At 59.8% G+C, this 21,968-nt stretch carries 22 protein-coding genes; 21 read left to right on the top strand and 1 reads right to left on the bottom strand.

Features of this window, described 5'->3' with window-relative positions:
• The 14 genes from VSX56_RS07355 to VSX56_RS07290 all read left to right on the top strand — a co-directional run bounded on the left by VSX56_RS07355 (position 1) and on the right by VSX56_RS07290 (position 12,739).
• Positions 1-381, top strand: a complete 381-nt coding sequence (locus tag VSX56_RS07355; RefSeq protein WP_350936030.1) for a DUF3168 domain-containing protein — start codon at positions 1-3, stop codon at positions 379-381.
• Between the two features lie 4 nt (positions 382-385).
• Complete coding sequence (locus tag VSX56_RS07350; protein ID WP_350936028.1) at positions 386-805, top strand: phage tail tube protein; 420 nt, start codon at positions 386-388, stop codon at positions 803-805.
• Positions 802-1,128, top strand: coding sequence for a hypothetical protein (locus tag VSX56_RS07345; protein WP_350936025.1), 327 nt, complete (start codon positions 802-804; stop codon positions 1,126-1,128). The genes VSX56_RS07350 and VSX56_RS07345 overlap by 4 nt, the downstream gene beginning before the upstream one ends.
• Before the next feature lie 164 nt (positions 1,129-1,292).
• The gene (locus VSX56_RS07340; protein WP_350936023.1) at positions 1,293-1,460 is read left to right on the top strand and encodes a hypothetical protein; all 168 of its coding nucleotides are present in this window, start codon (positions 1,293-1,295) and stop codon (positions 1,458-1,460) included.
• A 390-nt stretch (positions 1,461-1,850) separates the two neighbouring features.
• Complete coding sequence (locus VSX56_RS07335) at positions 1,851-3,893, top strand: hypothetical protein (protein ID WP_350936021.1); 2,043 nt, start codon at positions 1,851-1,853, stop codon at positions 3,891-3,893.
• The gene (locus VSX56_RS07330; protein ID WP_350936019.1) at positions 3,890-4,501 is read left to right on the top strand and encodes a hypothetical protein; all 612 of its coding nucleotides are present in this window, start codon (positions 3,890-3,892) and stop codon (positions 4,499-4,501) included. The genes VSX56_RS07335 and VSX56_RS07330 overlap by 4 nt, the downstream gene beginning before the upstream one ends.
• Positions 4,498-4,752 (top strand): hypothetical protein, encoded by a 255-nt coding sequence (locus VSX56_RS07325; protein WP_350936016.1) that lies wholly within the window; start codon positions 4,498-4,500, stop codon positions 4,750-4,752. Before VSX56_RS07330 ends, VSX56_RS07325 begins: the two co-directional genes overlap by 4 nt.
• Before the next feature lie 2 nt (positions 4,753-4,754).
• A complete protein-coding gene (locus tag VSX56_RS07320) occupies positions 4,755-5,369 on the top strand; it encodes a hypothetical protein (protein WP_350936014.1) in 615 nt (204 codons plus the stop codon).
• 4 nt (positions 5,370-5,373) lie between these two features.
• Entirely contained in the window at positions 5,374-5,790 is a 417-nt protein-coding gene (locus VSX56_RS07315; protein WP_350936012.1) for a DUF6950 family protein, read from the top strand.
• Positions 5,791-5,796: 6 nt separating this feature from the next.
• Positions 5,797-11,097, top strand: a complete 5,301-nt coding sequence (locus VSX56_RS07310) for a hypothetical protein (protein ID WP_350936009.1) — start codon at positions 5,797-5,799, stop codon at positions 11,095-11,097.
• A gap of 3 nt (positions 11,098-11,100) precedes the next feature.
• Complete coding sequence (locus tag VSX56_RS07305) at positions 11,101-11,652, top strand: DUF4376 domain-containing protein (RefSeq protein ID WP_350936007.1); 552 nt, start codon at positions 11,101-11,103, stop codon at positions 11,650-11,652.
• Entirely contained in the window at positions 11,636-11,911 is a 276-nt protein-coding gene (locus tag VSX56_RS07300) for a hypothetical protein (RefSeq protein ID WP_350936005.1), read from the top strand. The genes VSX56_RS07305 and VSX56_RS07300 overlap by 17 nt, the downstream gene beginning before the upstream one ends.
• Positions 11,912-11,954: 43 nt before the next feature.
• A complete protein-coding gene (locus VSX56_RS07295; RefSeq protein ID WP_350936003.1) occupies positions 11,955-12,251 on the top strand; it encodes a hypothetical protein in 297 nt (98 codons plus the stop codon).
• Positions 12,248-12,739: a hypothetical protein gene (locus VSX56_RS07290; protein WP_350936000.1), complete on the top strand. Its 492-nt coding sequence runs from the start codon at positions 12,248-12,250 to the stop codon at positions 12,737-12,739. The genes VSX56_RS07295 and VSX56_RS07290 overlap by 4 nt, the downstream gene beginning before the upstream one ends.
• A 562-nt stretch (positions 12,740-13,301) precedes the next feature.
• On the opposite strand, the gene VSX56_RS07285 is transcribed toward VSX56_RS07290, so the two are convergent.
• Complete coding sequence (locus VSX56_RS07285) at positions 13,302-13,916, bottom strand: hypothetical protein (protein ID WP_350935998.1); 615 nt, start codon at positions 13,914-13,916, stop codon at positions 13,302-13,304.
• Between the two features lie 153 nt (positions 13,917-14,069).
• On the opposite strand from VSX56_RS07285, the gene VSX56_RS07280 reads away from it, so the two are divergent.
• The 7 genes from VSX56_RS07280 (at position 14,070) to VSX56_RS07250 (ending at position 21,906) form a co-directional block, all read left to right on the top strand.
• Positions 14,070-14,801 (top strand): lysozyme, encoded by a 732-nt coding sequence (locus tag VSX56_RS07280; protein WP_350935996.1) that lies wholly within the window; start codon positions 14,070-14,072, stop codon positions 14,799-14,801.
• Complete coding sequence (locus VSX56_RS07275; protein WP_350935994.1) at positions 14,794-15,138, top strand: hypothetical protein; 345 nt, start codon at positions 14,794-14,796, stop codon at positions 15,136-15,138. The genes VSX56_RS07280 and VSX56_RS07275 overlap by 8 nt, the downstream gene beginning before the upstream one ends.
• Before the next feature lie 125 nt (positions 15,139-15,263).
• Positions 15,264-17,321, top strand: coding sequence for a sialate O-acetylesterase (locus VSX56_RS07270; protein WP_350935992.1), 2,058 nt, complete (start codon positions 15,264-15,266; stop codon positions 17,319-17,321).
• Between the two features lie 67 nt (positions 17,322-17,388).
• Entirely contained in the window at positions 17,389-18,210 is an 822-nt protein-coding gene (locus tag VSX56_RS07265) for a leishmanolysin-related zinc metalloendopeptidase (protein ID WP_350935990.1), read from the top strand.
• Positions 18,211-18,453: 243 nt separating this feature from the next.
• Entirely contained in the window at positions 18,454-19,626 is a 1,173-nt protein-coding gene (opgC, locus tag VSX56_RS07260; RefSeq protein WP_350935988.1) for an OpgC domain-containing protein, read from the top strand.
• 148 nt (positions 19,627-19,774) lie between these two features.
• Complete coding sequence (locus tag VSX56_RS07255; RefSeq protein ID WP_350935986.1) at positions 19,775-20,446, top strand: class I SAM-dependent methyltransferase; 672 nt, start codon at positions 19,775-19,777, stop codon at positions 20,444-20,446.
• Positions 20,447-20,529: 83 nt separating this feature from the next.
• Positions 20,530-21,906, top strand: coding sequence for an amidohydrolase family protein (locus VSX56_RS07250; protein WP_350935984.1), 1,377 nt, complete (start codon positions 20,530-20,532; stop codon positions 21,904-21,906).
• The last annotated feature ends 62 nt before the right edge of the window (positions 21,907-21,968 follow it).

The following is a 21,968-nucleotide window of genomic DNA, read 5'->3' as shown; positions in this document are numbered from 1 at the left end:
ATGGAAGAAGAGTTTTGGACGCTGCTGACAGGCTCAGCGGCGCTGACCGCGCTTGTGCCTTCGGATCGCATCATCTGGGGCGCGCAGGGGCAGGGCGATGCATTGCCAGCCGTGATCCTGAATATGGTGAGCGGGAAGAGCGACATTACCATGACCGGCGCGAATGGCTTTGTGACTGCAACCGCGCAGGTCGATTGCTATGCGGTCGAATACGGCGCGGCAAAGGAAATTCAACGGGCGGTGGAAGCCGCCCTGAATGGCCATCGAGGCGGCCGGTTTCAGGGGATCTTCCTGACCGACAGCCGCGATGGACGCGAAACCGATACGCCCGATCGGGCCTATCGGCACTCTATGGACTTCAACATCAGATATATGAGGTAACGTCATGGCCGACGAAACTGGCATGATTGGCTTCGGCTCCACGGTTCGCATTGGCCGTGGCGAAACTCCAAACTGGACCGAGCTTGCGCTGGTCGGCGATATCGATATGCCCGACGAGCAGATCGATGAAATCGAGACGACGCATATGAAATCGCCCGGGCGTCGCAAGCAGTTCATTTCCGGCATGACCGATGGCGGCGAGGTCAGCATCCCGATGAACTACATCCCCGGCTCGGCCTCCGATCTACTGCTGCAGGAGATCAAGGCAAGCGGTGAAGTGGTTCTGATCGAGATCACGCTGACCGCTGACGGCACGCCGGAAACCTTCGCGGGCTTCCTCAAAGGCTATGCCCGCACCGCGCCGGTCGGCGATAAAATGACCTGCGAGGCGACGTTCCGTCTGTCCGAAGAGGTGACCCCGTGAGCCGTTTCCTTGGTGAAGTGACCGCCATTGCTGGTGGCCAATCGTTCAAGCTGCGTTTGGATATGCTGGCGATGGCGAACCTAGAAGACCGCTGGGGCGAGAACGTCCTGCAGGTCATGGCCGATATCGAAGGTGGTAAGCGGTCCAAGATGTTTCGTAACCTGATCGATGTGGTTGAGGTCTGCCTGATGAGGCATCACCCCGACGCGGGCGAGATGGTGGCCGCAGATATCCTGTCGGAAGATCCGGGCGTGGTCGATAAGTTGTTTTCCGCTGCATCCCCGAAAGCCTCGGAGGCAAGCGCGGCGGCTGCGGGAAAGTAGCTTCCGGCTCGCAGTCAGCGCCCCCCAGCGTCGAAGACATGCTGCGGGCATATGTGCGGGCAGGTCTATGCCCTGACCGGTTCTGGGGGCTGACCCTCCGCCTGTATGGCATCCATATGGACGGGGTGCGGCTGCGACAAGAAGACGAATGGCGAGAGGGCGTCATGCTCGCCTGGCTAAATGCCGGAATATCCCGCAGCACGAAGATGCCCAAGCTCTCGGCACTGATTAAAGACAAGAGCCAGATCAAAGATCCGGCCTTCAAGCTGGCTGCGATCAAGGCCAGCTTGCCCAAGATGACGATGGCCGAGTGGCGGGCGCGGCAGGGCTAAAGTCTCTGCGCAGGTCCGCAGCTAACCGCATCGCGCTCTTTTTCCTCAATCCCAAAAGGCACAGAGATGGCTTCTTCGATCATCGGCGCGCTTCGCGTCAATCTCGGCCTTGATTCCGCCGAGCTTTCTTCTGGTGTGCGAGAGGCTGGCTCGAGCCTTTCGCGCTTTGCAGCTCAGGCTGGCAAGCTTGCGGCGGGCGCGGCGTCCTCTCTGGGCTCGGCCATGTCTGCGATGGGGGTGAGCGCGATCAATGCGGGCGCAGATGTTCAGCGTCTATCGCAGCTGTCGAACGCGATGCCCGAGCAATTCCAAGGCTGGGCTGCGGGTGCAAAGTCTGTCGGGGTCGAACAGGACAAGCTGGCCGATATCCTGAAGGATACGAATGACCGGGTGGGGGAATTCCTGCAGACCGGCGGCGGCGAAATGTCCGATTTCTTCGATAACATCGCCCCTAAAGTCGGTGTGACTGCCGAACAGTTCCGCGGGCTATCCGGTCCTGATGCCCTGCAGCTTTATGTCGATACGCTCTATAAGGCGGGCCTGAACCAGCAGGAAATGACGTTCTACATGGAGAGCATGGCCGATGAAGCCTCTGCTCTTGCGCCCTTGCTGAAAGACGGCGGCGCGGCCATGCAGGAATATGCCAATCGGGCGAAAGAGGTCGGCGCGGTCATGGACGGGCAGACGCTTGCTGCGCTGGGTCGTGGTAAGCAGGCCTTGAATGACATGCAGCTGGCGCTATCCGGCATGCGCAACACGATCGGGGCGCAGATGATTCCGGCGCTGCAGGCGATGGCTGCGGCGATCACTGCGGCGGCTACGTTTTTCCGCGAGAATGCCGACACGATCATGACCGTGTTGCGCACGCTGACGGGCACTGCGGTCGTCGCTGCTGCGATTTTCGCGGGGCGATTTGCCATTGCGATCGGTGTGACCGCGGCGCAGGCGATTATGTCCGCCTCTGCAGCTGCGGCCGCACATCAGATTATGATGGGCCGGATGACGCTATCCTCAATCCTCGCGGCGAACGCGGTGCGCGGTTTGGCTGTGGCCTGTGATGTCCTCAAGGGGGCAATCATGGCCACGGGGATAGGTCTTCTGATCGTCGGCGCGGGCTATCTTGTCGGAGAGTTCGTGCAGCTGGTCAGCGCTACCGGAAGTTTCGGCGGTGCTTTGTCCATGATCGGTGACCTCGGGCGCGAGGTGTTCGACCGGATCGTGCTGGCTTTGCAGGCGGCCAACTCCAAGATGACGGCGCTTGCGATAGGCTTCCGCGCTTCGATGCTGGACACGTTTGCGGAGATCGTGACCGCAGGCGTCGAGTTCGCCAATCGTTACATCGGCATCTATCGCGGCGCGTATCAGGCCGTGGTAACTGTCTGGTCTCTGTTGCCTGCGGCTATCGGTGATTTTGCCTATGAGGCGGCGAACAGCCTGATCACTGCGGTGGAGGCGATGATCAACGGCGTCGTGTCGCGGATCAACATGTTTATCGAGGGCCTGAACTATGTGCCTGGCATCAACATCGCACCAGTTGCGGATGTTGATCTCGCAGGCATCGAGAACCCCTATAAAGGGGCGATGCAAAGCGCAGGAGCTGCGGCGGCTGATGCCTTCGCGCAGGGCTTCAACGAGAACACCCTGAGCAACGGTGGCGCGGCCACGGCGCTGCAGGGCATGGCGGACAATGCGCGTGATATGGCGGGTAATGCCAGCCTCGCGGCGGACTCTCTGGCAGCCCTTGCGACCACGCCTCTGCAAAGCTGGAAAGCGCTGCAGGATACGATCCGCGCGGCGAAGGAAGAGGCAGGGCAGACGCCCACCATGCCGGTCGCCGATCCGCTTGCGGGCTCCGGAGGTGGCGGTAGCGATACGCCTGCCGCGCGGCAAGCCAAGAAAACCAAGGAAGAAGTTACTGCGTTGCAGAGAGCGACGGATGACTGGAAGTCGTCCTGGCAGGATGGCTTCAAGGGGATGGTTACAGGGGCTCAGTCCCTTAGCGATGCCTTGTCTGGTGTTCTGTCGAAGCTGGCTGACATGCTGCTCGAAAGCGCGTTCAACGGGCTTTGGAAGAGCATGGGGCTGGGCGACTTTGCGGGCGGCGTGCTCGGAGGGTTTGGCATCGGCGCGAATGCCAACGGCACTCCGTCATGGCGCGGCGGCTTAACACACATCAACGAGCGCGGGGGCGAGATTATGGATCTGCCGAAGGGCACCCGGATCATCCCGCATGACGTGTCGATGCAAATGGCCAAGAGCGCGGCGAGCGGGGGCGGTAGCAATATTGGCGTCACCGTCGCTTTCGATGAAAGCGGAAATCTCTACGTCAAGAGTGTCGCTCAACAAACGGTGGCGCAAGGCCTGTCTCAATACGACGGCAATCTTGCCAACCGCGTGCAGCAGATCAACGCTAACCCGAGGAAACGCGGATGACCGTTACCTATCCCTATCCACTTTCGTGGCTCTCTGATGTTCTACGGATATCCGAGGCCACTATGCGCATCGAGCGGCAGGAAGAAACGAGCGGTGCAGGGACAGGCCAGTATTGGGCGGCAGAGCTTGCCGACCCGCTTTGGACTGCCGTTGTGCCGCTCTCGGCGCGATCTTCCGACGAGGCCCGCAGCATTGATGCGGCGCTCAACATGCTCGGCTCTAACAAGGTCATGCTGTTTGCAGATCCCTCATATGAAGGGATCGACGCAAGCGGCGTGACCCTTTCCGCCTTCAACGCTGATCGCACGGCCATAACGCTCTCGGGGCTCGCTTCGGGGCAGGTGGTCAAGCGAGGTCAGCGGCTGTCGGTGGCCTATGGCGCGAATGTCTGGTTTGCCGAGTTCGGCGAGAATGTGATGGCAAATGAAAGCGGCGTCCTCGGGGCGGTCAGTATCTATCCATATCCACCCATGACCCTGACGGTCGGGGTTGAGGTCGAGCTGGCCAAGCCGTTTCTCAAGATGATGATTGCCGATCGCTCGGCATTCACCCACCAGCCCGGCGCGTTCGGGCAGGGCGCAACTTTGACATTGAGGCAGAAGCCATGAAAGAAGAGAAACTCAGCTTTACCGTGAAAGATGATGGCACGGTGGAGCTTGCGACCCCCATAATCGAACTACCGGCATCCTCGTGTCCGGCGCGGATTAAAGCACTCGAGACTGAGGTAGCTTTATTGCGCGCCGAGCTGACGTCACTCAGGACAAGCGTTCAAATGCGGATCTCGTCCGTAGTGTCTGAGATGCATGCGGACCTGCCCGATATCATCCGGAAGATCCAAAGCAACCCGGTGCGGAGGTAACCATGCGCGACCTTCCTGCGGGCTTTGTGGCCGCCCTACAGGCCGCGCCGGAGCAGGGTATAGCCCCCGTTTGGTTCGTCACCATCGAGGCCACGGATCGCGACACAGGCGAGACCGTGGCCTTTTCCTTCTGGACGGGCAGTTATGATCTGCCGATCTCGGTGCCGCGTCCGGATGGCTCGATCGTCGCTCGGACCCATATCGGCGGATGCGGCCTTGCGGTCGGCGATATCACCTTTGCTGCTGATCTGACCGATAATGCGTTTACGATCGGGCTGAGCCAGATTGCCGATGCCTCGCAGGCTCTCTTCCGTGGCCATAACTACAAGGGTGTGCCGGTCGAGGTGCATCTGGGCTTGCGGTCGGGCGGGGGAATGGCCTCGATGCCGGTCCTGATGGTGGCCGGCATCCTCGATGAGGCCCCGCTCGGGACGCCCCCTGTGGGCGGCGAGGGGTCTATCACCCTCTCGATCCGCTCCGAGATCATGACCATGCTACAGCAGATCAACCCGGCAAAGTCCTCGGACCAGCACCAGAAGCGCCGCGCCTCTGGAGACCGGTTCGCGGAATATGCCTCGATCATCCCCAGCCGCGAGCTGAAGTTCTACGAGAAGTAATCCCATGAAACGCTATGACGATTGGAAAGCGCGGCTCTTTGCGGAGAGTAACCGCCAGACCAAGCTTGCCCATGTCTGGGGCATCCATGATTGCGTCGTGGGGCTGGGCGGCGGGGCGGTGATGGCAATGACCGGCGAGGATATCGTGGCGGATCTGCGCGGGCGCTATGACAGCCCCGAGGGCGCGGCAGAGCTGCTGGCCGAGCTGGGCTTTGCCAGTCTCGGCGATGCGGTGGCCAGCCGCCTGCCGGAATACGTTCATCCCTCGAAAGCCAATGTCGGCGATCTTTGCGTGGTCGATGTGGCAGGCCCCTTGGGGCAGGCCATCGGCCTGATCGACCAGCCCCATATCAACATCCTGACCCCGAGCGGGCGCGGCATCCTCGCGCATCGCCATATGAGCCGAGCCTTCAAGGTCTGATACCCCATGAAAAAACTGCTTCTCGCCACCACCGCGCTGATCGCCTTCAGCGCGGCGCCTGCGCATGCCGATCCGATCACGGGCGCGATTACGGCTTTTTACGGGCTATTCGGCGCGAGTGCCGCGACGGCTGCCGCGCTGACGCAGGCCACCGTTGGTCTCGGGCTCTCGCTTCTGTCCAGCGTGATCGCGGGCCAGCAGACGACCAAGGGTGTCGAGACCAAGACCGAGATCGAGCTGGGCGACAATACCGCGCTCACCTTCACGATCGGGCGCTATGCGACGGGCGGCAAGCGCAAGTATGTCGCCAATAAGGGCTCGCGCCGGATTGTCGAAGTGGTCGAGTTGTCGGCGCTCTCGCAGCCCGGAACGCTGGGCCTGTGGGTGAATGACGAAGAGGCCGAGATCGACTGGGCCAGCCCCGCCAATGGCGGTAGCTGGTGGAAGGACGGCGAGGGCTATGGCGGCACGGGTGCGGTCTATGGCTATCCGGTGCTCAACTTCCGCGAAGGGTCGGGCACGAGCGCGCGCGACCGCATGCTGGTCAAATATATCGACGGCACCCAGACGGCGGCAGATGCGCGTCTGGTCGAACTCTTTGGGGATGCCAGCGAATACCCCTGGACCGAGGAAATGATCGGGGCGGGCAAGTCCTATGCCATCCTGAGCTATTACTATGATCCGGAGACGATGACCTCACCTCCGACCAATACCTTCGTCATGCCCGCGCTGCGCCTTTATGACCTGCGCAATGACAGCACGAATGGCGGTTATGGCGATGAGCGCTGGGATGATCCGACCACTTGGACCGGCACGGGTGACGAGAACCCCGCGATTCAAGCCTATAACATCATTCGCGGGATCTATTATCACGGGCTGAACGGGTCCGAGCCGTTCAAGGAATGGGTCTGGGGTGGCAAGAACCTCGACGCATGGCGCTTGCCTGCCGATGCATGGATCGCCGCGGCCAATGCTTGCGACATGCCCGTCACCCTGAGCGATGGCTCGACGGAGCCCAGCTTCCGCACGGCTGCCGAGATCACGGTCGATATGGTGCCTGCGGATATCCTCGAGCAGATCGGGCAGGGCGCCAATATGCGCTTTGCCGAAGTCGGTGGGCGGATCAAGCCGCTGGTCAGTGTGCCGGTCACGGCGGCGCAGTCGATCACCGACGAGAGCATCGTGATCACCGAGGGCCGGACGGATAACCCGTTCCCGGCGATGACCGACACGTTCAACGCGCTCACCGCGACCTATCCCGAACCCGGCGAGAAGTGGGCGACGAAGGACGCGGCGGAGTATCCCGAAGAGGGGTCGGCCCGTCAGGTCGAATTGCGGGCCGAGGATGGTGGGCGCTACCTGCCGACTTCGGTGAGCTACCCTTGTGTGCCTTATGCCGATCAGGTGCAGCGTCTCATGCGCGCGCAGTTGGAGGATTACCGGCGCTTTCGCCGCCCTTCCTTTGTGATGCCGCCCAATGCCCTGGCATTGGAGCCGCTCGATGCGGTCTCGTGGTCTTCGGCCCGCAACGGCTATGAGGACAAGCTGTTTCTCGGCGGGGCGATCACGATCACCTCCTCGCTCAATGTGCAGGTCTCGCTGACCGAGGCCGACCCGTCCGATTATGACTGGTCGTCGGACTTCGAGCTTCCCTACGTCATCACGCCCCCGGTCAATTTGGTCAAGGCGGCGCAAGGGATCGATAGCTTCCAAGCCATTCCTGTAGTTGTGCAGGACAATAACGGCGTAGACCGTCGCCCGGCCATCCAGCTATCGGTGCAGGATGACGAGATCACTGGTCTGACCGCGCTGCAAATGCAGCTGGCAGTTGACGGGGGTAGTGTGTCCGTCGATATGTCGCTGCCGATCAATGACGGACTGATCTGGACCTATGACAACGTGCTGCCCGCGACCGGTTATCTGGTGCGCGGGCGGCTTCTCTCCGATCTGACGCCTAAGTCTGAATGGTCGGAGTGGGTGAGTGTCACCACGCGCGCAGTCTATCTTTCGAGCGCTGATGTGACGCCGGAGCTCGCGGAAGCCATGGCGCAAGTGCAGCAAGCGGGCGAGGCGATCCAGCAAGCCAAGGATGATGCAGCGGCGGCAGAATTGGCGGCGCAGGGCGTGCGCGATGATCTGGACGCGCTGACGGTCGATCTTACCGGCACCATCGCGGAAAACATCGCGGGTGTGCAGCAGGGCATTCAGGCGGCGAAAGACGAGGCGGCGCAAAGCCTGTCCGACGCGATTGCGACCGTTGAAGCGGGCGCTTCGGGTAATATCCGGTCTGTCGTGCTGGACGCGAATTTGTCCGATGGGACTTTCAACGTCGTCGGTGTGCAGCCGACTTGGGGCGCGAATGAAGTCTATCCCACGGGCCGCACCGCTACCTATGAAGTCACGGAAACCCGCAATGCGGATTGTTACCTCGCGCTGAATACCACTAACGGCAACTGGGTCGGTGCCGACGACATGGACGCGTATGTGATGGAAGTCGATTTCACGCTCGAAAGCGGGGATCTCGATGGCGTCATGGCTCAATTCATCTGGAACGATGGATCTGCGATAGATTTCCGCACCTATCAGCTCGACACCGCTTATGACGAGCTGGATATTCAGGGCACCTCGGGGCGGATGCAGCGCCTCACGGTTCTAGGCCGCCGCTCTGGCGTCAGCACTGTGGACGTGTCTCAGGTGACGTGTCGCTTCTGGATCGGTAGCGAAACCGTATCCGCAAGCCCGAAGCTCCTGAAGGTTCACAGGTTCGACATTCGCATCCCGACGCCGGAAGAGCTGGGCGAAGGGTCTGTCGCGCAGGCATTTTCCAAAGTCTACACCAAGGACGAGATTGATGCCGCCTATGCTGGCCGCGTTGACGTTCTTGAGGCATCCCTGATCGCGGATAACGGCGCGTTGAAAGACGCATATCTCGATGAAGGTTGGGGGCCGTGGTCTACGGCGGCAAACACCGGCACCACAACGAGTGAGCCGAACAAGGTCCATGATTTCGGCAAGACTTGGACCCTGACGAGTAGTGCCACCGATCGCGCGGGCATTGCTCTGGATTCCGCCTATTGGCTCTATGACCTGTGCGCCGAGGCTTATCTGGTAGAGGTCGATCTAACGGTTCTTTCTGGGGACTTGTCGAGCTGCAAGCTCTTCATCGACTGGTGGCAGGACGTTGGGAGCAACAAGCGCACGGAAGCGTTTCTAACGGAAGATCTGGCCTTTGAAAGTGCCGCTGTTGGCGTCGTGCAGACAGTCACTCTGTCCCTGAAACGCCCTGACGGCGTTACTCGCGAGGACTTCAACGGTCACAAGCTATACCTGATTTCCAACTGGGGGCCGTCAACTCTTGATGCCGCCTGCACCTATGAGGTTCACCGCATTCATGTGCGGTCGGCTTCTGCATCGGAACTCGGGCGCGGGCCGGTCGAAACGAAAATCAATGCGGCGATCACCTCGCAAGATGCGATCGTGTTGAACCGTGAAGGGGCGCTAGGTCAACGCATCGATAGCGTAGAAACCGGCTATCAAGATGCCGTTTCCGCAGCAAAGTCGGAGGCTTCTGCCACCTACCTCGCGAAATCTGACGCTAACTCGTCTTCGTCTCAATTCCGCCAAGCACTCGCGGCAGAATACGGCGCGGCGGATACTGCTACGGCGCAGGCGGCGGCGAGCCCGCTCACTGTTTCCGGCTTCGAGGAAAAAGGGCTCCACTGGACGAATAGTCTCAGCGGCGATCCCGCAACCAAGGGCGGGCTGCTCGACGCGGTGACGTTCGGCAATACGGTTTATTATGGGCTGGTCGCGAATGTCGATGGGGCCTTTGAAACCTCCAACGTCCATATTGCGCCGCGAAATTACGTCATCGGCGGTCGGACGAGAAAATTCCGCACGACAGTTGTGGCAAGGCATCAGGGCGAGGCGGTCAACAATTCGGCCAGTGCCCTGCGGTTCCAAGTCCGTGGCATCGACCGAGATTTCGCGGCAACGTCGCTGGGGTCTCAGGTTGTCAGCCTGACTCCGACGACGAACTGGTCATGGTCCTCGCCAGTAACTTTCGAATGGGAAACCTCTACGGCCTATCCCTACTATCTGCCGTTCGTGTTCTTCGATCACAACGTCATGGAGGCGGGAGTAAGCTACTCCGTCGCTTATGTTCTGACGGAGGACATTACCGAGGCCGAGTCCGTGCGGGCGGAAACGGCTGCAACGCTGACGAATAGCTATTGGCTAAAATCAGACGGGAAGGCGGCAGTTTCGGCGGCTGAAACCGATCTGACGGCGGCGTATAAGGCGGCGGATACTGCGGTAAAATCGTGGGCCAATTCGCAGTTTTACACAACGTCGCAAGCCGATAGTGCAACTGCCGCTCAGATTTCGTCGGCGGAAGCCGTATACTTGGACGGGTCGAACCAGATCAAAGCCTCCTCGCTGAATGCCTATACGAACACGGCAGGCACCAAGGGGCTGATCAGTGCCGCGAAGACAGAGTTGCAGGGCAATATTGATGACGTGAGCGGCGACGTTACGGACATTAAGGGGCTGAAAATATCGGCTCTGTCCGGCACGGCGCTTGCCACGCTTCTCACGCAATTGCAGACGAACAGCGGCGGCACCTCCGCGCTTCTTACGACGCAGGGCAATGCAATCACCGATCTAGAGGGCAATGCTTCGGCTGGTTATCTGATCAAGGCGCAGGCGGGCTCGTCTGTGTCGCTCCTTGATCTGGTCGCGGCGGACGGGTCTAGCGGCTCGGTATCGGTCGCGAAAATCAGCGCGTCCAGTATCATCCTTGATGGCACGGTGCAGACCAAGCATATCGGCGCAAATCAGGTGACGGCGGATAAAATCTACGTCACAAGCTTGTCGGCGATTACGGCGAACCTCGGGACGCTCTCGGTGGGGACGCTGAATGTCGCGAGCCAAGCCATCACGAAATCTGCATCAACGGGGATTGGTGTCACGGCGGCAACTTCGACTTGGTCGGAAATCATGCGACTGACATTTTCGGGAATGGCGACGAGCTTCAACATAATCGGCACGTTCAAGGCGATTATGACCGATCCGGCAAGTTCGTTCTCGTCGTCTTCGGCAAATGCGGCGATCAAGGTTTTCGTAGACGGCGAGCAAACCGACTATCTGAGCTGGAACTATTTCTCGCGGATGGCGCAAGACGATCACCATGTGATTGTCAACATTGCGCAAAATTCGGTGCCGTCTGGAACGCGGACGGTCGTGGTGCAGGCGATCAACATCGCCTTCAATAACGCGGCCCTTAACGCTATCGCGGTCATGAGGTGAAAGATGGATTTCTACATAGAAACAGACGAAAACGGCCTGCCGGTGCGGTGGGCGACAACACAGGAGGACGCCCCCAACGGGGCGTTTGTCTCCGGCGTTATGGGCGATGTGATCGGCAAATACATCAAGGATGGCGTCGCATATAATCTTCCTGAGCGGCCTGATCATGTAGCAGTCTGGGATAACGAAGCCGAGGCGTGGGTTGATGCGCGAACCGATGCAGACCGAAAAGCCGAAGTCAAAGCGCGGCGGATTGTGGCGGTCGCAGCCGGAACCACGATCAACGGCGAAATCGTCTTAACCGATGATGTGAGCCAAACGCGGATCACTGGCGCGGCGATGTCGGCAATGCTCGATAGCTCGTATTCCCTGCGCTGGAAGATGGCAGATGGCGAGTTCGTAACTCTGGACGCCAGCCAGATCATAGCATTTGCGCAAGCCGTTCGCGCCCATGTGCAAGCCTGCTATGACCGCGAGGCCGAGTTGATCGCGCTGATTGACGCCGGTGAAAGCTACGACTTGGATGCGGGGTGGCCGGATGCTGTCGGAGCTTAGCCAGCTTGCATTCATGCTCTTCTCTCTCCTGTCCCGCGCCATCAATGTCGTGGCGTTTGGCGGCGACGCTTGCCAGACAACAAGCTCCCGCGCCTACATCGAGGGCGTCTTAAATCCTGAGCCGAATGACGTGTGGGAGCGGCGGGCGCGGGTCATCAACCGACTTGTGTTCTGGCAGCCTGATCATTGCCGAATGTCGTGGCTGGCCGAGGTGGAAAGAGCAAATCGGACGCTTGAGAAAAATCTAAGACGAAATTGAGCCGCCCCCCTGGGGCGGTTTCCTATTTTAAGGGCGGGGGCGCATGTTCACCAAACCTATTGAATACTGGGCCGTGCTGATGGGAATGGTGATTTACGTTGCCACCCGTGATGCAGAGCGCGAGCCTTTGCTGAAGCGCCTCGCCAAGACGGCGGCTAGCGCATTCCTGACCGTGGGCCTCTCTCCTTCGGTCGCGCCCTACGTGCGCGGGTCCGAGGTGCTGGCGGCTGTGGCGATCATGTCTCTCGGTCTGATCGTGCTCGATGTGCTTACGGCTCTCGTGCAGGACCGTGAGTTCATCAAGGAGATGATCCGTAAAAAGCTGGGGGGCGGCAAATGAGCGACCACATCAAGGGCGCTATCCGCGCAAACCGCCTGCCGATCTACGTGCTGGCCGCAATAGCGGTGCTGGCCGTGGCCGAGCCTTGGATCCGACAGGCACAGTCTTCGCGGGCATGGCGTGACTTCACCGGCCAGACGCCCTTTGTGGCGGTGACGGTGACGGCCCAGAACGTCACGCCAGAGGGCCTGCAGCTCATGGGCGATATGATCAAGCGCCGCTGCGAATATCGCGGACTGGCGGCCTACGTTATTATAGGTGGAAAGGGTTATCGCACGGTCGTGGATACCTCGCCAGAGGAAGAGCTTAGGCCTCCGGGCTCAAGGCCTCCCAATAGACGTGCTCAACCATGGGGACCTTGGGAGATTAAATGGTCTGCGGAGAAAGCGATCCCTGAAAGCTACGAGCTTTGGGCCTATCACCAATGCCCCGGTGAGAAGACTGTGCAGACGAACCTATTCGCATCTGGGAAATGGGAAGGGAATTGAAGTGGCGCGGTCAAGTGGTGGCTTTGGCAACCGCGCCGAGCAACCGAGTGACTTAGGGTTAGTAGGAAGTCAAGGATGAAGTTTTGAAAGCTCCCCGACTTTCAAAAAAAATACGCGGCGCCGATCGGAGACTGCGCCGCGTATTACGTTTTAGGGGACAAACGAATAGTAGCCTTAAAACGTTTGATGTCAAACTCTGAGCCTATCGAATTGCGGACCCAGGAAAATTGAGCCCGCAATTCTACATTCCCGCGTGAGGCTTGCGGCACGCGAATGCTACTCCACCTTAGGTGGATTTCAAAGTAAATCGCTCGCTTTCGTAAGTAAGATTTTAAAGAAAAAGGCGCGGCTCCTCACCCAAGCCGCGCCTTAGTGCTCTCTACGAAATAGTTTGAACAAGACGGAAAGCACAAGGTAAGTTAGATCACCGCTCTTCAGTGACAAGGACTGATTTTCGGTTTGCCCTGAAGCTGTATAGCACTGCTCGAGCCCCTTAAGCGTTCTGATGTTTCTGGCACGCCAACTTGAGCCCTCCAGAGCTCGAAGTTGCTCAAACTTATATCTAGTCTTGGCGCATAAGCGGCAGGATGACTAATGTAACAAAAAGGGCGGCAAACAGCATCACGAAGCAGGCCGCCGTGTAGAATGACATTGATTGGAAAATGCGAGGGCATTCTGGTGTACCTGGCATAAAGCTGCAAAGAATCAAGACGGCGATGACCAGTTGAATACCAACGATCACGATAGCTAGATGTAATTCAAACGCTTGCAGTTTCGTGGACGCGAGCGAGAAAATTGCAGCTGCGCCGACTAGAATACACAGGACGGTTCCTTCGGACATGCGATCTCCCGCCATGCGATTGGGTACAAGGGAATCGAGGTCTATATCTGTATAGGTGCGTAAGCTCATATTGATGGCAGCTATAGCTGTAGCCGCAAAGCAGCACATTGCCGCAACAGTGTTCTTTGCCGGAACAGATAAGGCTGTTGCGCTACCTAGAAAAAGAAGCGCGATGCAAGTAGCAGTGCTGGGCATCATCGCTGCACCATGAAAGCGGACGAATTGCTCGATACCCCCGATCCACCCTAAGATATTCAGTGTGAGAACAAATGCGCCGCCAATTATTAGAGTTGAGGTGATGCAGCGTTGAACAAATGCAATCTGGTCGTTGAGCATATGAAGTATCGCATTTTCATTTAAAAACTAGGTGATTCAGTTCTATATATCCGATCTTTTTGTTCTCAAAACAATATCTATCCAACGCTACCCAAGACCTAGCCTCATCTAAGCCCCGCCATAGAGCGGGGCTTTTTTATGGAGAAACGACAGATGAAAACCTCCGATATGGGCATCATCGCCCTGATCGGCCACGAGGGCATTGTGCCCGGGCCATACTTCGACGGCGTGGGCGTCCTGACCGCCTATGTCGGCCACACCAAAGCGGCGGGCGGCATGGATCCGGCTGACCTCCCTGCAGGCATGCCGGCGGATCTTGACGCGGCGCTGCGCGAGGTGTTCCGCGTCTTCCGCGAGGATCTGGCAAAGTTCGAGGCCGAGGTCGATCGCGCCATCACCGTGCCGGTCGAGCAGCACGAATTCGACGCGGCCGTCAGCTTCCACTTCAACACCGGCGCCATCGCGCGGGCGGATTGGGTGAAGAAACTGAACGCAGGCGATCGGGCAGGGGCCGCAGCTGCGATCATGAACTGGTCGAAGCCTGCCTCGATCATTGGCCGGCGCACGGAGGAGCAAGAGCTATTCCGCGATGGCGTCTATCCCGATGACCCGATCACTGTCTGGAAGGTCAACGCCAACAAGCACGTTGTCTGGAAGGCTGCGCGCACACTGTTGCCTGCCGACGCTCTCGCTCTGATGAAGCCGGAGGAAGTTTCCGTGCCCGAGGCCGAGATTGCAGCGCCGCCAGAGGCACCGACAGAGCCGGAGGAAGATGCTCCAACTCTCATCGCGCCACCGACACAGACCCCTGCCGCGCCCACCGGCTGGTTGCCGCGCCTGCTAGCCTTCTTCTCCGCTCTCCTGAAAGGAAAACCCAATGCTTGACGCACTCATGGCCGCACTGGCCCCCTACATCATGCAACTGCTGGCTCTGGCCGTGACCGCGCTGGTCGGTTGGATCGCCGCCGAGGTTAAGAAACGCTTCGGCGTCGAGATCGAGGCCAAGCACCGCGAGGCGCTGCATTCGGCGCTCATGACCGGCGCTCAGCTCGCGCTATCCCGGCTCGGGGCGGCGGCTGGCACCACGGCGCTGACACAGGCCGCCGTCGCCTACGCCAAGACCTCAGTGCCCGATGCGATCGCCAAGCTCGGGCCGTCGGCTGCCGTCCTGCAGGATCTCGCTGAAGCCAAGGTTTCGGGCCAGTCTGGCCTGATTAAGTAACGACCCCTCCCAACAACAGTGAAACCCCGCCCCAGATTGTCTGGGCTGCGGAGCTATGGAGAAAATATATGGCTAGAATTCCCCGTCCGTCATACGGCTACCCACGCCCTCGTCCGCGCCCTGGCATGGGCGCAGGTGGTCCCGTACTGCTCGTATCGACCTCGCCCGTCGCTCTGTCAGCAGGGGCTGCGTTCACGGTTACCGTGCGCCTGACCGGGCTCACAGGCGACCAAACCGCGCCCGCGTCTCTATCCTCGTTCAACGTGAGCGTTGGCGCGACCACTGTCAGCACCACGCTGGCGGCGTCGGGTGGTGGCGTTTGGACCTACACGGGCACTGCCCCGGCGTCGGAGTCGGATGCAACGGCAGCCATTACCGCTTCGGCGACCGTCTCCGGCGACACCATCAGCGCGGCGGCGGCGCGGGCCGTGATCGGCACCGGCGCGGATGCGGGCGCAGGGGATGGTGACACGGGCGGCGGTGAAGTGACGCCTGAGCCCGCTGGCGAAACCCATGTTTTCTTGCTCGCTGGGCAGTCGAATATGGTCGGCATTTCTGGTGATGACGGCGGGGCTGACTATCCGGTTGGGGTGATGCAATTTGCTCGTGATGGCGGCCCCGCTGGGGCGGCAGATGGTGCGCTTGTTCAAGCGGCTGATCCGCTAGACCACCAGCACGTTGTTGAAGGGTCAATCTCGCTCGCGCGTCAATTCTGTATCGAGTATCAGGCCGCTAATCCTGACGTAACAATCGTGCTCGTGCCAGCCGCATATGGTGGCACGGGTCTTTATCCGCGCAACTGGCGTAAAGGTGATACGCGGTATGAATGGGCTGTCGCTCGCGCAAACCTCTGTATGACGAATAACCCTGATTTTATCTTTAAAGGCATCCTTTGGCACCAAGGCGAGGAAGACGTTTACAAGGGGTCCACAGACGATAACTACCGGACGCAGATTCAAACCATGTTCGCGAATATGCGGACTGATATTGTCGCCGCTGACGAGACAACGCCAATCGTGGCCGGTGAAATTGCGGACGTAAGCTATTCCACGTATCAGCAAGCGGCGGGCATCAAGGCGGTCATCAGCAAGCTATACTCGCAAATACCCTACCTCGCGGTCGCGGAAACGGGCGCTCTCGCCACGTCGGGCGATAACATCCACTTCACGGGGGAGTCGCTGCGCACGATGGGGAGCCTCTATTATGCGAAGTGGGCAGAGGCTCAAGCGGCAGCGGTCTCGCAGTCTGGGGCCGTGCGAAACCTCGGCGTGGTCATCGGCGATGGTCAGGCAACGGTGCATTGGCTTTATCCTGAGGATCAGGGCGGCGCTACAATTGATAGCTACCGCGTAGAGTATAGCTCCGATGGCGGGTCGTCTTGGACAACATTTAGCTCGACCAAATGGATGAGCCGCGTTGTCACAGGGCTGGTCAATGATACGGCCTACACGTTCCGCGTCACGCCTGTGACAGCATTCGGTGACGGCGTATCTGTCACGGCAACCGGAACGCCTGTGGCTGGGGCCGTCAATGCCGAAGTCGAGTCCGTCGGTCACTGGCTACTTGGTTCGGACAATACGAGCCGCGTTGGCCTTTCCGGCGGTGAGCTTTACCAGTATTCCGCGACAGAATGGGCAGATAGCGCAGGTTATATGACCTCGCCAACTACAGGGGCTAGCGGTCTCCTGACGCACCTAGACGACCCGAAGGACGTGACCCTTGCAGCGGTCATCCGCATCCCCGCTGATGATCTGCAATCGTGTATTCTTGGCACTCTTCGCGATACAAGTGACGAGGGCGGGACTCTTATCTGCAACGACACGACAAACGGCTATCTCGGGCTTATCCGCGCGCCCTATGTGTCGAATTACTATGTGCAGCAGGCATACACGGCGGGAGAATGGTTCTTCATCGCGCTGTCGAGCAACTATGACGCTTCAACGGTGGAGGGCTTCAAATCTTCCGCTGGCGGCTCTGCAACGCGATCTGTAGCGGGGCGTCGTATCGCATCGCCTTACAAGAAAATCGCGGTGGGTAACGTCTTCTTCAACGCATCAACGGGCGGTGCCATCGACATGGCCGAGCTGATGGTCTTTGACCGCGCAATGACTTCGGCAGAAATGGCCGAGGTATACGCTCGCAGCCAATCCCGTCTTGCTGCGCGTGGAATTACAGTCGCCTAACACCCTCGCCCCGCCTGTCATGGGCGGGGCATCTCTATCTTCCCCCTGACAATTTGGAGGCTGCAACGTGCGCCTGTTTTTCACCGCTCTGGCGGTCCTTTGGTCGTGCGCGGTTCATGCCGCTACCACGTCCGATTTCAAGATCAGTCTCTACCTCAACGGCTATACCGACGAGCAGTCGGCGATCATGCAAAGCGCCGCCGATTTCTGGGGCGAGGTGATCACCGGATACCAAGACGATGTGCCGTTGACCGGTGTGTCGATCTATGCGCAAACGGCCTCGCTGTCGTCATCGGTGATTGCATCGGCGGGGCCTGTTGGCGGGTATTGGTCGGAAAACTATCTCTATGCCCGAAACGGAGTAATGAAATTCAGCACGTCCTATCTGTCGAGCCTGACGAAATCGGGGCGGCTCTATTGGGTCGCGCTGCATGAAATGGCCCATGTCCTCGGGTTTGGCACGCTCTGGACGGCAAACGGCCTCTATGATGCAGGATCGGGCGAATACACGGGCGCGGCGGCGCTGGCGGCGTATCGTGCAGAATGTGATGCGAGCGCAAGCTATGTGCCGGTCGAGTTGGGTGGCGGCTCTGGCACCGCAAATTCGCACTGGGACGAGGCATGGGGCTGCGGGTCGGGCGAGGTGCTTACGGGCTATATCGCATCGAGCATGTATCTGTCGGTCACGTCGCGCGCGGCCTTTGTCGATCTGGGCTATACGGTCGCAGATTACCTCAATGAGCCGATTCCTGCTGTGCCGCTTCCCGCAACAGCCTGGCTTTTACTGTGCGCGATCGGTGCGCTGTATCTGTTACGCGTAACGGTTACGGTGCGCATGAATGCTTCCGAACGTGAACAAAATGCGGGGAAAACAGTGTTCTTAACGTGAACAAATACGCTGGAACTGCCCTCCGAAGGCAGAGGCCAGAGGTTCGAATCCTCTTGGGTGCGCCACTTCTCCCATTTCTCTCCCGCCCGTTTTCAGGGCAGTTATTCGCCGGATCGTGTTTCTGGCGTTTTGGATGCCCATTATTTTTGCTGGGTTCCGTTATGCAACCTATCGTTGTTTATCTTTTGTAAACTTCTCTTAATCTGGCATGTGGCGCTGCTTATTCCAGATAGGATGTTTGCAATGAGATTTCAGATAATTGACGGCTTTCGCGGCTTTTTCCTCTTTTTCATGGTCTGGATGCACTCGGCTGCGGTGTTCCATTCCGATCTGCATTACATCTCGCACCATAGCCTCGGCTGGGTCGAGGATGCGCAGGGCTTCGTGTTTTTCTCGGGGCTGGTGATCGGCCTCGTCTTCATGAAACGGCTGGTGAAGAGCGGAGAGCGCGGCCTCTGGGCATTGGTGCGCAAGCGTGTCAAAACGATCTATATCGCCCATCTTCTGGTGCTGGTGGCGGCTTTTGTGGCGCTGTGGGTCGCGGGCCCCGACACACGGACGGATATGTTCACATATTTCGCGCAGGCACCTTTCGGGAATGTCCTCGCGGGGGTCTTTCTCATGGGCCGGATCACCTATGCCGATATCCTGCCGATGTATCTGGTCTTCATCCTCTTCACGCCTGCAGCTCTCTATCTGGTGCGCGAGGGCAGGACGATGCTGTTACTGGCAATCTGCTTCGCGCTCTGGGGCGGGGCGCAGACGGGGGTGGTCGAGTTCTTCTGGCGCAAGCTCGGGGATGTCTCGGGCCTGACCGAGGACGGCGTAAGGCTCGGGATTTTCTTCAACCGCTTCGCATGGCAGGCACTTTATTTCGGCGGGCTGGCCATCGGCGCCAATATGGCGCTGGGGCGCTTCGATCCGGCCATGTTCAAGGACCCCAGATGGCGTCCCGTCGCGATGGTCTGCCTGATGCTTGCGGGGCTGTTTGCGGGATGTGATCTGCTCCAGACCATCATGGGTCTCAAAGCCGAGCAGGAGCGCAATATCCTCGATGCGGTCTATGTTGCCAATTTCCTCGCCGATCTGGGGATCATGACATGGCTGCTGACCGCAGGTCTGAGCGACGGCAATGCCGTGCTCAGGACGGTGGCCCATGCGTTCAGGCGCCTCTTCACATGGCGTCCGCTGGTCTTTCTCGGGCGCCATAGCCTGCAGGTTTATGCGTGGCATGCCATAGGCCTATGGCTACTTGCGCTGGCGGTCGGGCCGACCGAAGCGCTAAGCCAGCTGGACCGCGCGATACTGGTGGTGGCAATGTCGGCGACGCTCTGGCCGGTGGCCTGGCTGAATGCGCGCTGGCAGTCTTTCAGGGCGATGCGGCGGGCAGGCGGTCAATCCGTCCCTGCCGAGTGATCGCCGGAGGCCCCCTGTTGCGGGTGCGAAAATGCTTGCGATAGGGGAAAAGCCCGATTAGGTCAGCGCGGGCCTTCTCCTGCACGGGGTGCAGAGCGGGCTTTTCCCTGACCCGCGCCCGCGCGCCCCTGATGCGAGACCCGATTTTATGTCCCACGCGCATGCGCCCTATACCCGCCCCGGTTTCTATGACGAGATGATCGGCCGCGGGATGCATCGTGATATCGTCGGCGGGCGCTGGGAAGAGACCGGCGAGCGCCAGATGGAGATCGTCGAGGATGCGGGGATCCTGCCGCATCATCACCTGCTCGATATCGGGGCGGGGCCGTTGCGGCTTGGCTGCAAGGTGATCAATTATCTCGAACCGGGGCATTACTGGGCCACCGATGCCTCGCGCGAGCTGATGCTGGTGGGGCATGAGCGAGAACTGTCGGACCGCTCCCGGCTCGATCCTGCGCAACTGGTCGAGGATAAAGCGTTCGAATTTCCACAAATTCCTCCGCGGATCACCCATGCCATCGCTTTCGGGCTCTTTCCGCATCTCCCGCATGAGATGCTGGGTCTGTGCCTGCGCAACCTGCAGCGCCTGCCCAATCTCGAACTCTTCCTGTTCACCGTCTTCCTGCGCCCCGATGAGGTGGCCGAGGATGCCCATTACCGGCAGCGCGATGGCGTGGTCACCCATTACACCCGTGCGCCCTATGATATGCGCGCCTCAAGCGTGCATGAGATGGCCCGCGATGCAGGATGGACGCTGACGGAAGATCCGCGCAAATTGCCGCGCGGGCAGGTCCTGTTTCATGCACGGCGCACCGTTTAATACATCACGGATGCGTGAGAGGTGCTGACCGTTGCGGTTAGGGGCATAGCTCTATGCGATGTTCCTAGCTGAAAGAGATTTCCATGACACGTCTTTCTCTCGTCGCGGGATGCGCGGCCCTTCCCCTGAGCCTGCCACTGACGGCCCTCGCGCAAGACGATGATCCATCCGGCCGCCGCTATCTCCTGAGCGGAGCGCAGGTGATCACGATGCAGGGTGGCTGGACCCCCCCGGCGCCGTTGGATATCCTCATTGAAGACGGTAAGATTGCGCGGATCGATGCAGATATAGAGGCAGCCGATGCGACCGAGATCGACCTGTCCGGCCATCTTCTGACTCCCGGTCTTGTCGATAGCCACTGGCATATGTGGAACACCATCGCGCGCGGCTATGAGCGCAGTGATCAGGGCGGGTTCGCGGGCACGATGAAGCCGCTTTCCGGAGCATGGACGCCCGAGGCATCGGCGCTCTCGGTCGAGCTGGGAATGGCGCTGGCTGTCAATTCGGGCATTACCTATGTCAATAACTGGGCGCATAACGTGAAGGCCCCCGAATTCGCCGATGCCGAGATCGCGGCGATGGCGGCCTCCGGCGTGCGCGGACGGTTCAGCTATGGCTATCCGCAGGCTTTGGGGCAGGGCGCTCTGATGGATCTCGCCGATCTGGAGACGACGCAGTCCGACTGGCCAGAGGATAGCCTGATCGGGCTCGGTGTGTCGCTGCGCGGGCCGGACCGTTCGACGCCTGAGATCTGGACGCAGGAAATCACCAAGGCGCGTGATCTCGGGTTGCCGGTAACCTTTCATATGGGTGGGGCCCCCGAGGCCGCAGAGAAACACAACGTGGCTGCGCTGGCCGAACAGAAGATGCTGGGGAAGGATATCCATGTTGTCCATATGACCTCGGCACCCGAAGAGGATCTGCGCAAACTGGCCGAGGGCGGTAGCCCGCTGATCATCTCGCCATGGACCGAGCTGGAGGTGGGATACGGCGTGCCTGATCCGGGGATGATGAAGGATGCGGGGCTCGAGATGGCTGTCTCGGTCGATAACACGGTGCTGGCGGGGCAGATCAATATGTTCGAGGTCATGCGCCTGACCGCCGATCTGGCAGATGGTCATGCGCATAAGCAGCAGGCATTGCCCGATGCGGATGTGTTCGACTGGGCGACCCGTCAGGGCGCACGCTCGATCATGGCGCCCGAAGGCGTGGGCACGCTGACGGAAGGCGGGCCGGCGGATCTGATCGCAATCTCTACCGAGGGGCTCAACACACGTCCTGCCGCCTCGCCCGATTTCCTGCTGACCCATGCGGCCGAGCCCGAGGATGTGTCCTTTGTGATGATTGCGGGGGAGATCCATAAGGAGAACGGTAAGTTGATCCGCGTCGATCTGGGAGACCTCACAGCGCGGGCAGATGCGATGATGGGCGATCTGGCCGCGCAGGCAGGCGTGCAATAGGCCCGCGCGGGCGAGGGCGTGCACAGACCCTGCGCGCCCCTGCCTGTTTTCATCACCCCCTT

The organism is Thioclava kandeliae, assembly GCF_040297545.1.
In the GTDB taxonomy this organism is placed as follows: domain Bacteria; phylum Pseudomonadota; class Alphaproteobacteria; order Rhodobacterales; family Rhodobacteraceae; genus Thioclava; species Thioclava kandeliae.
This window is presented reverse-complemented; position numbering and strand designations above follow the sequence as displayed.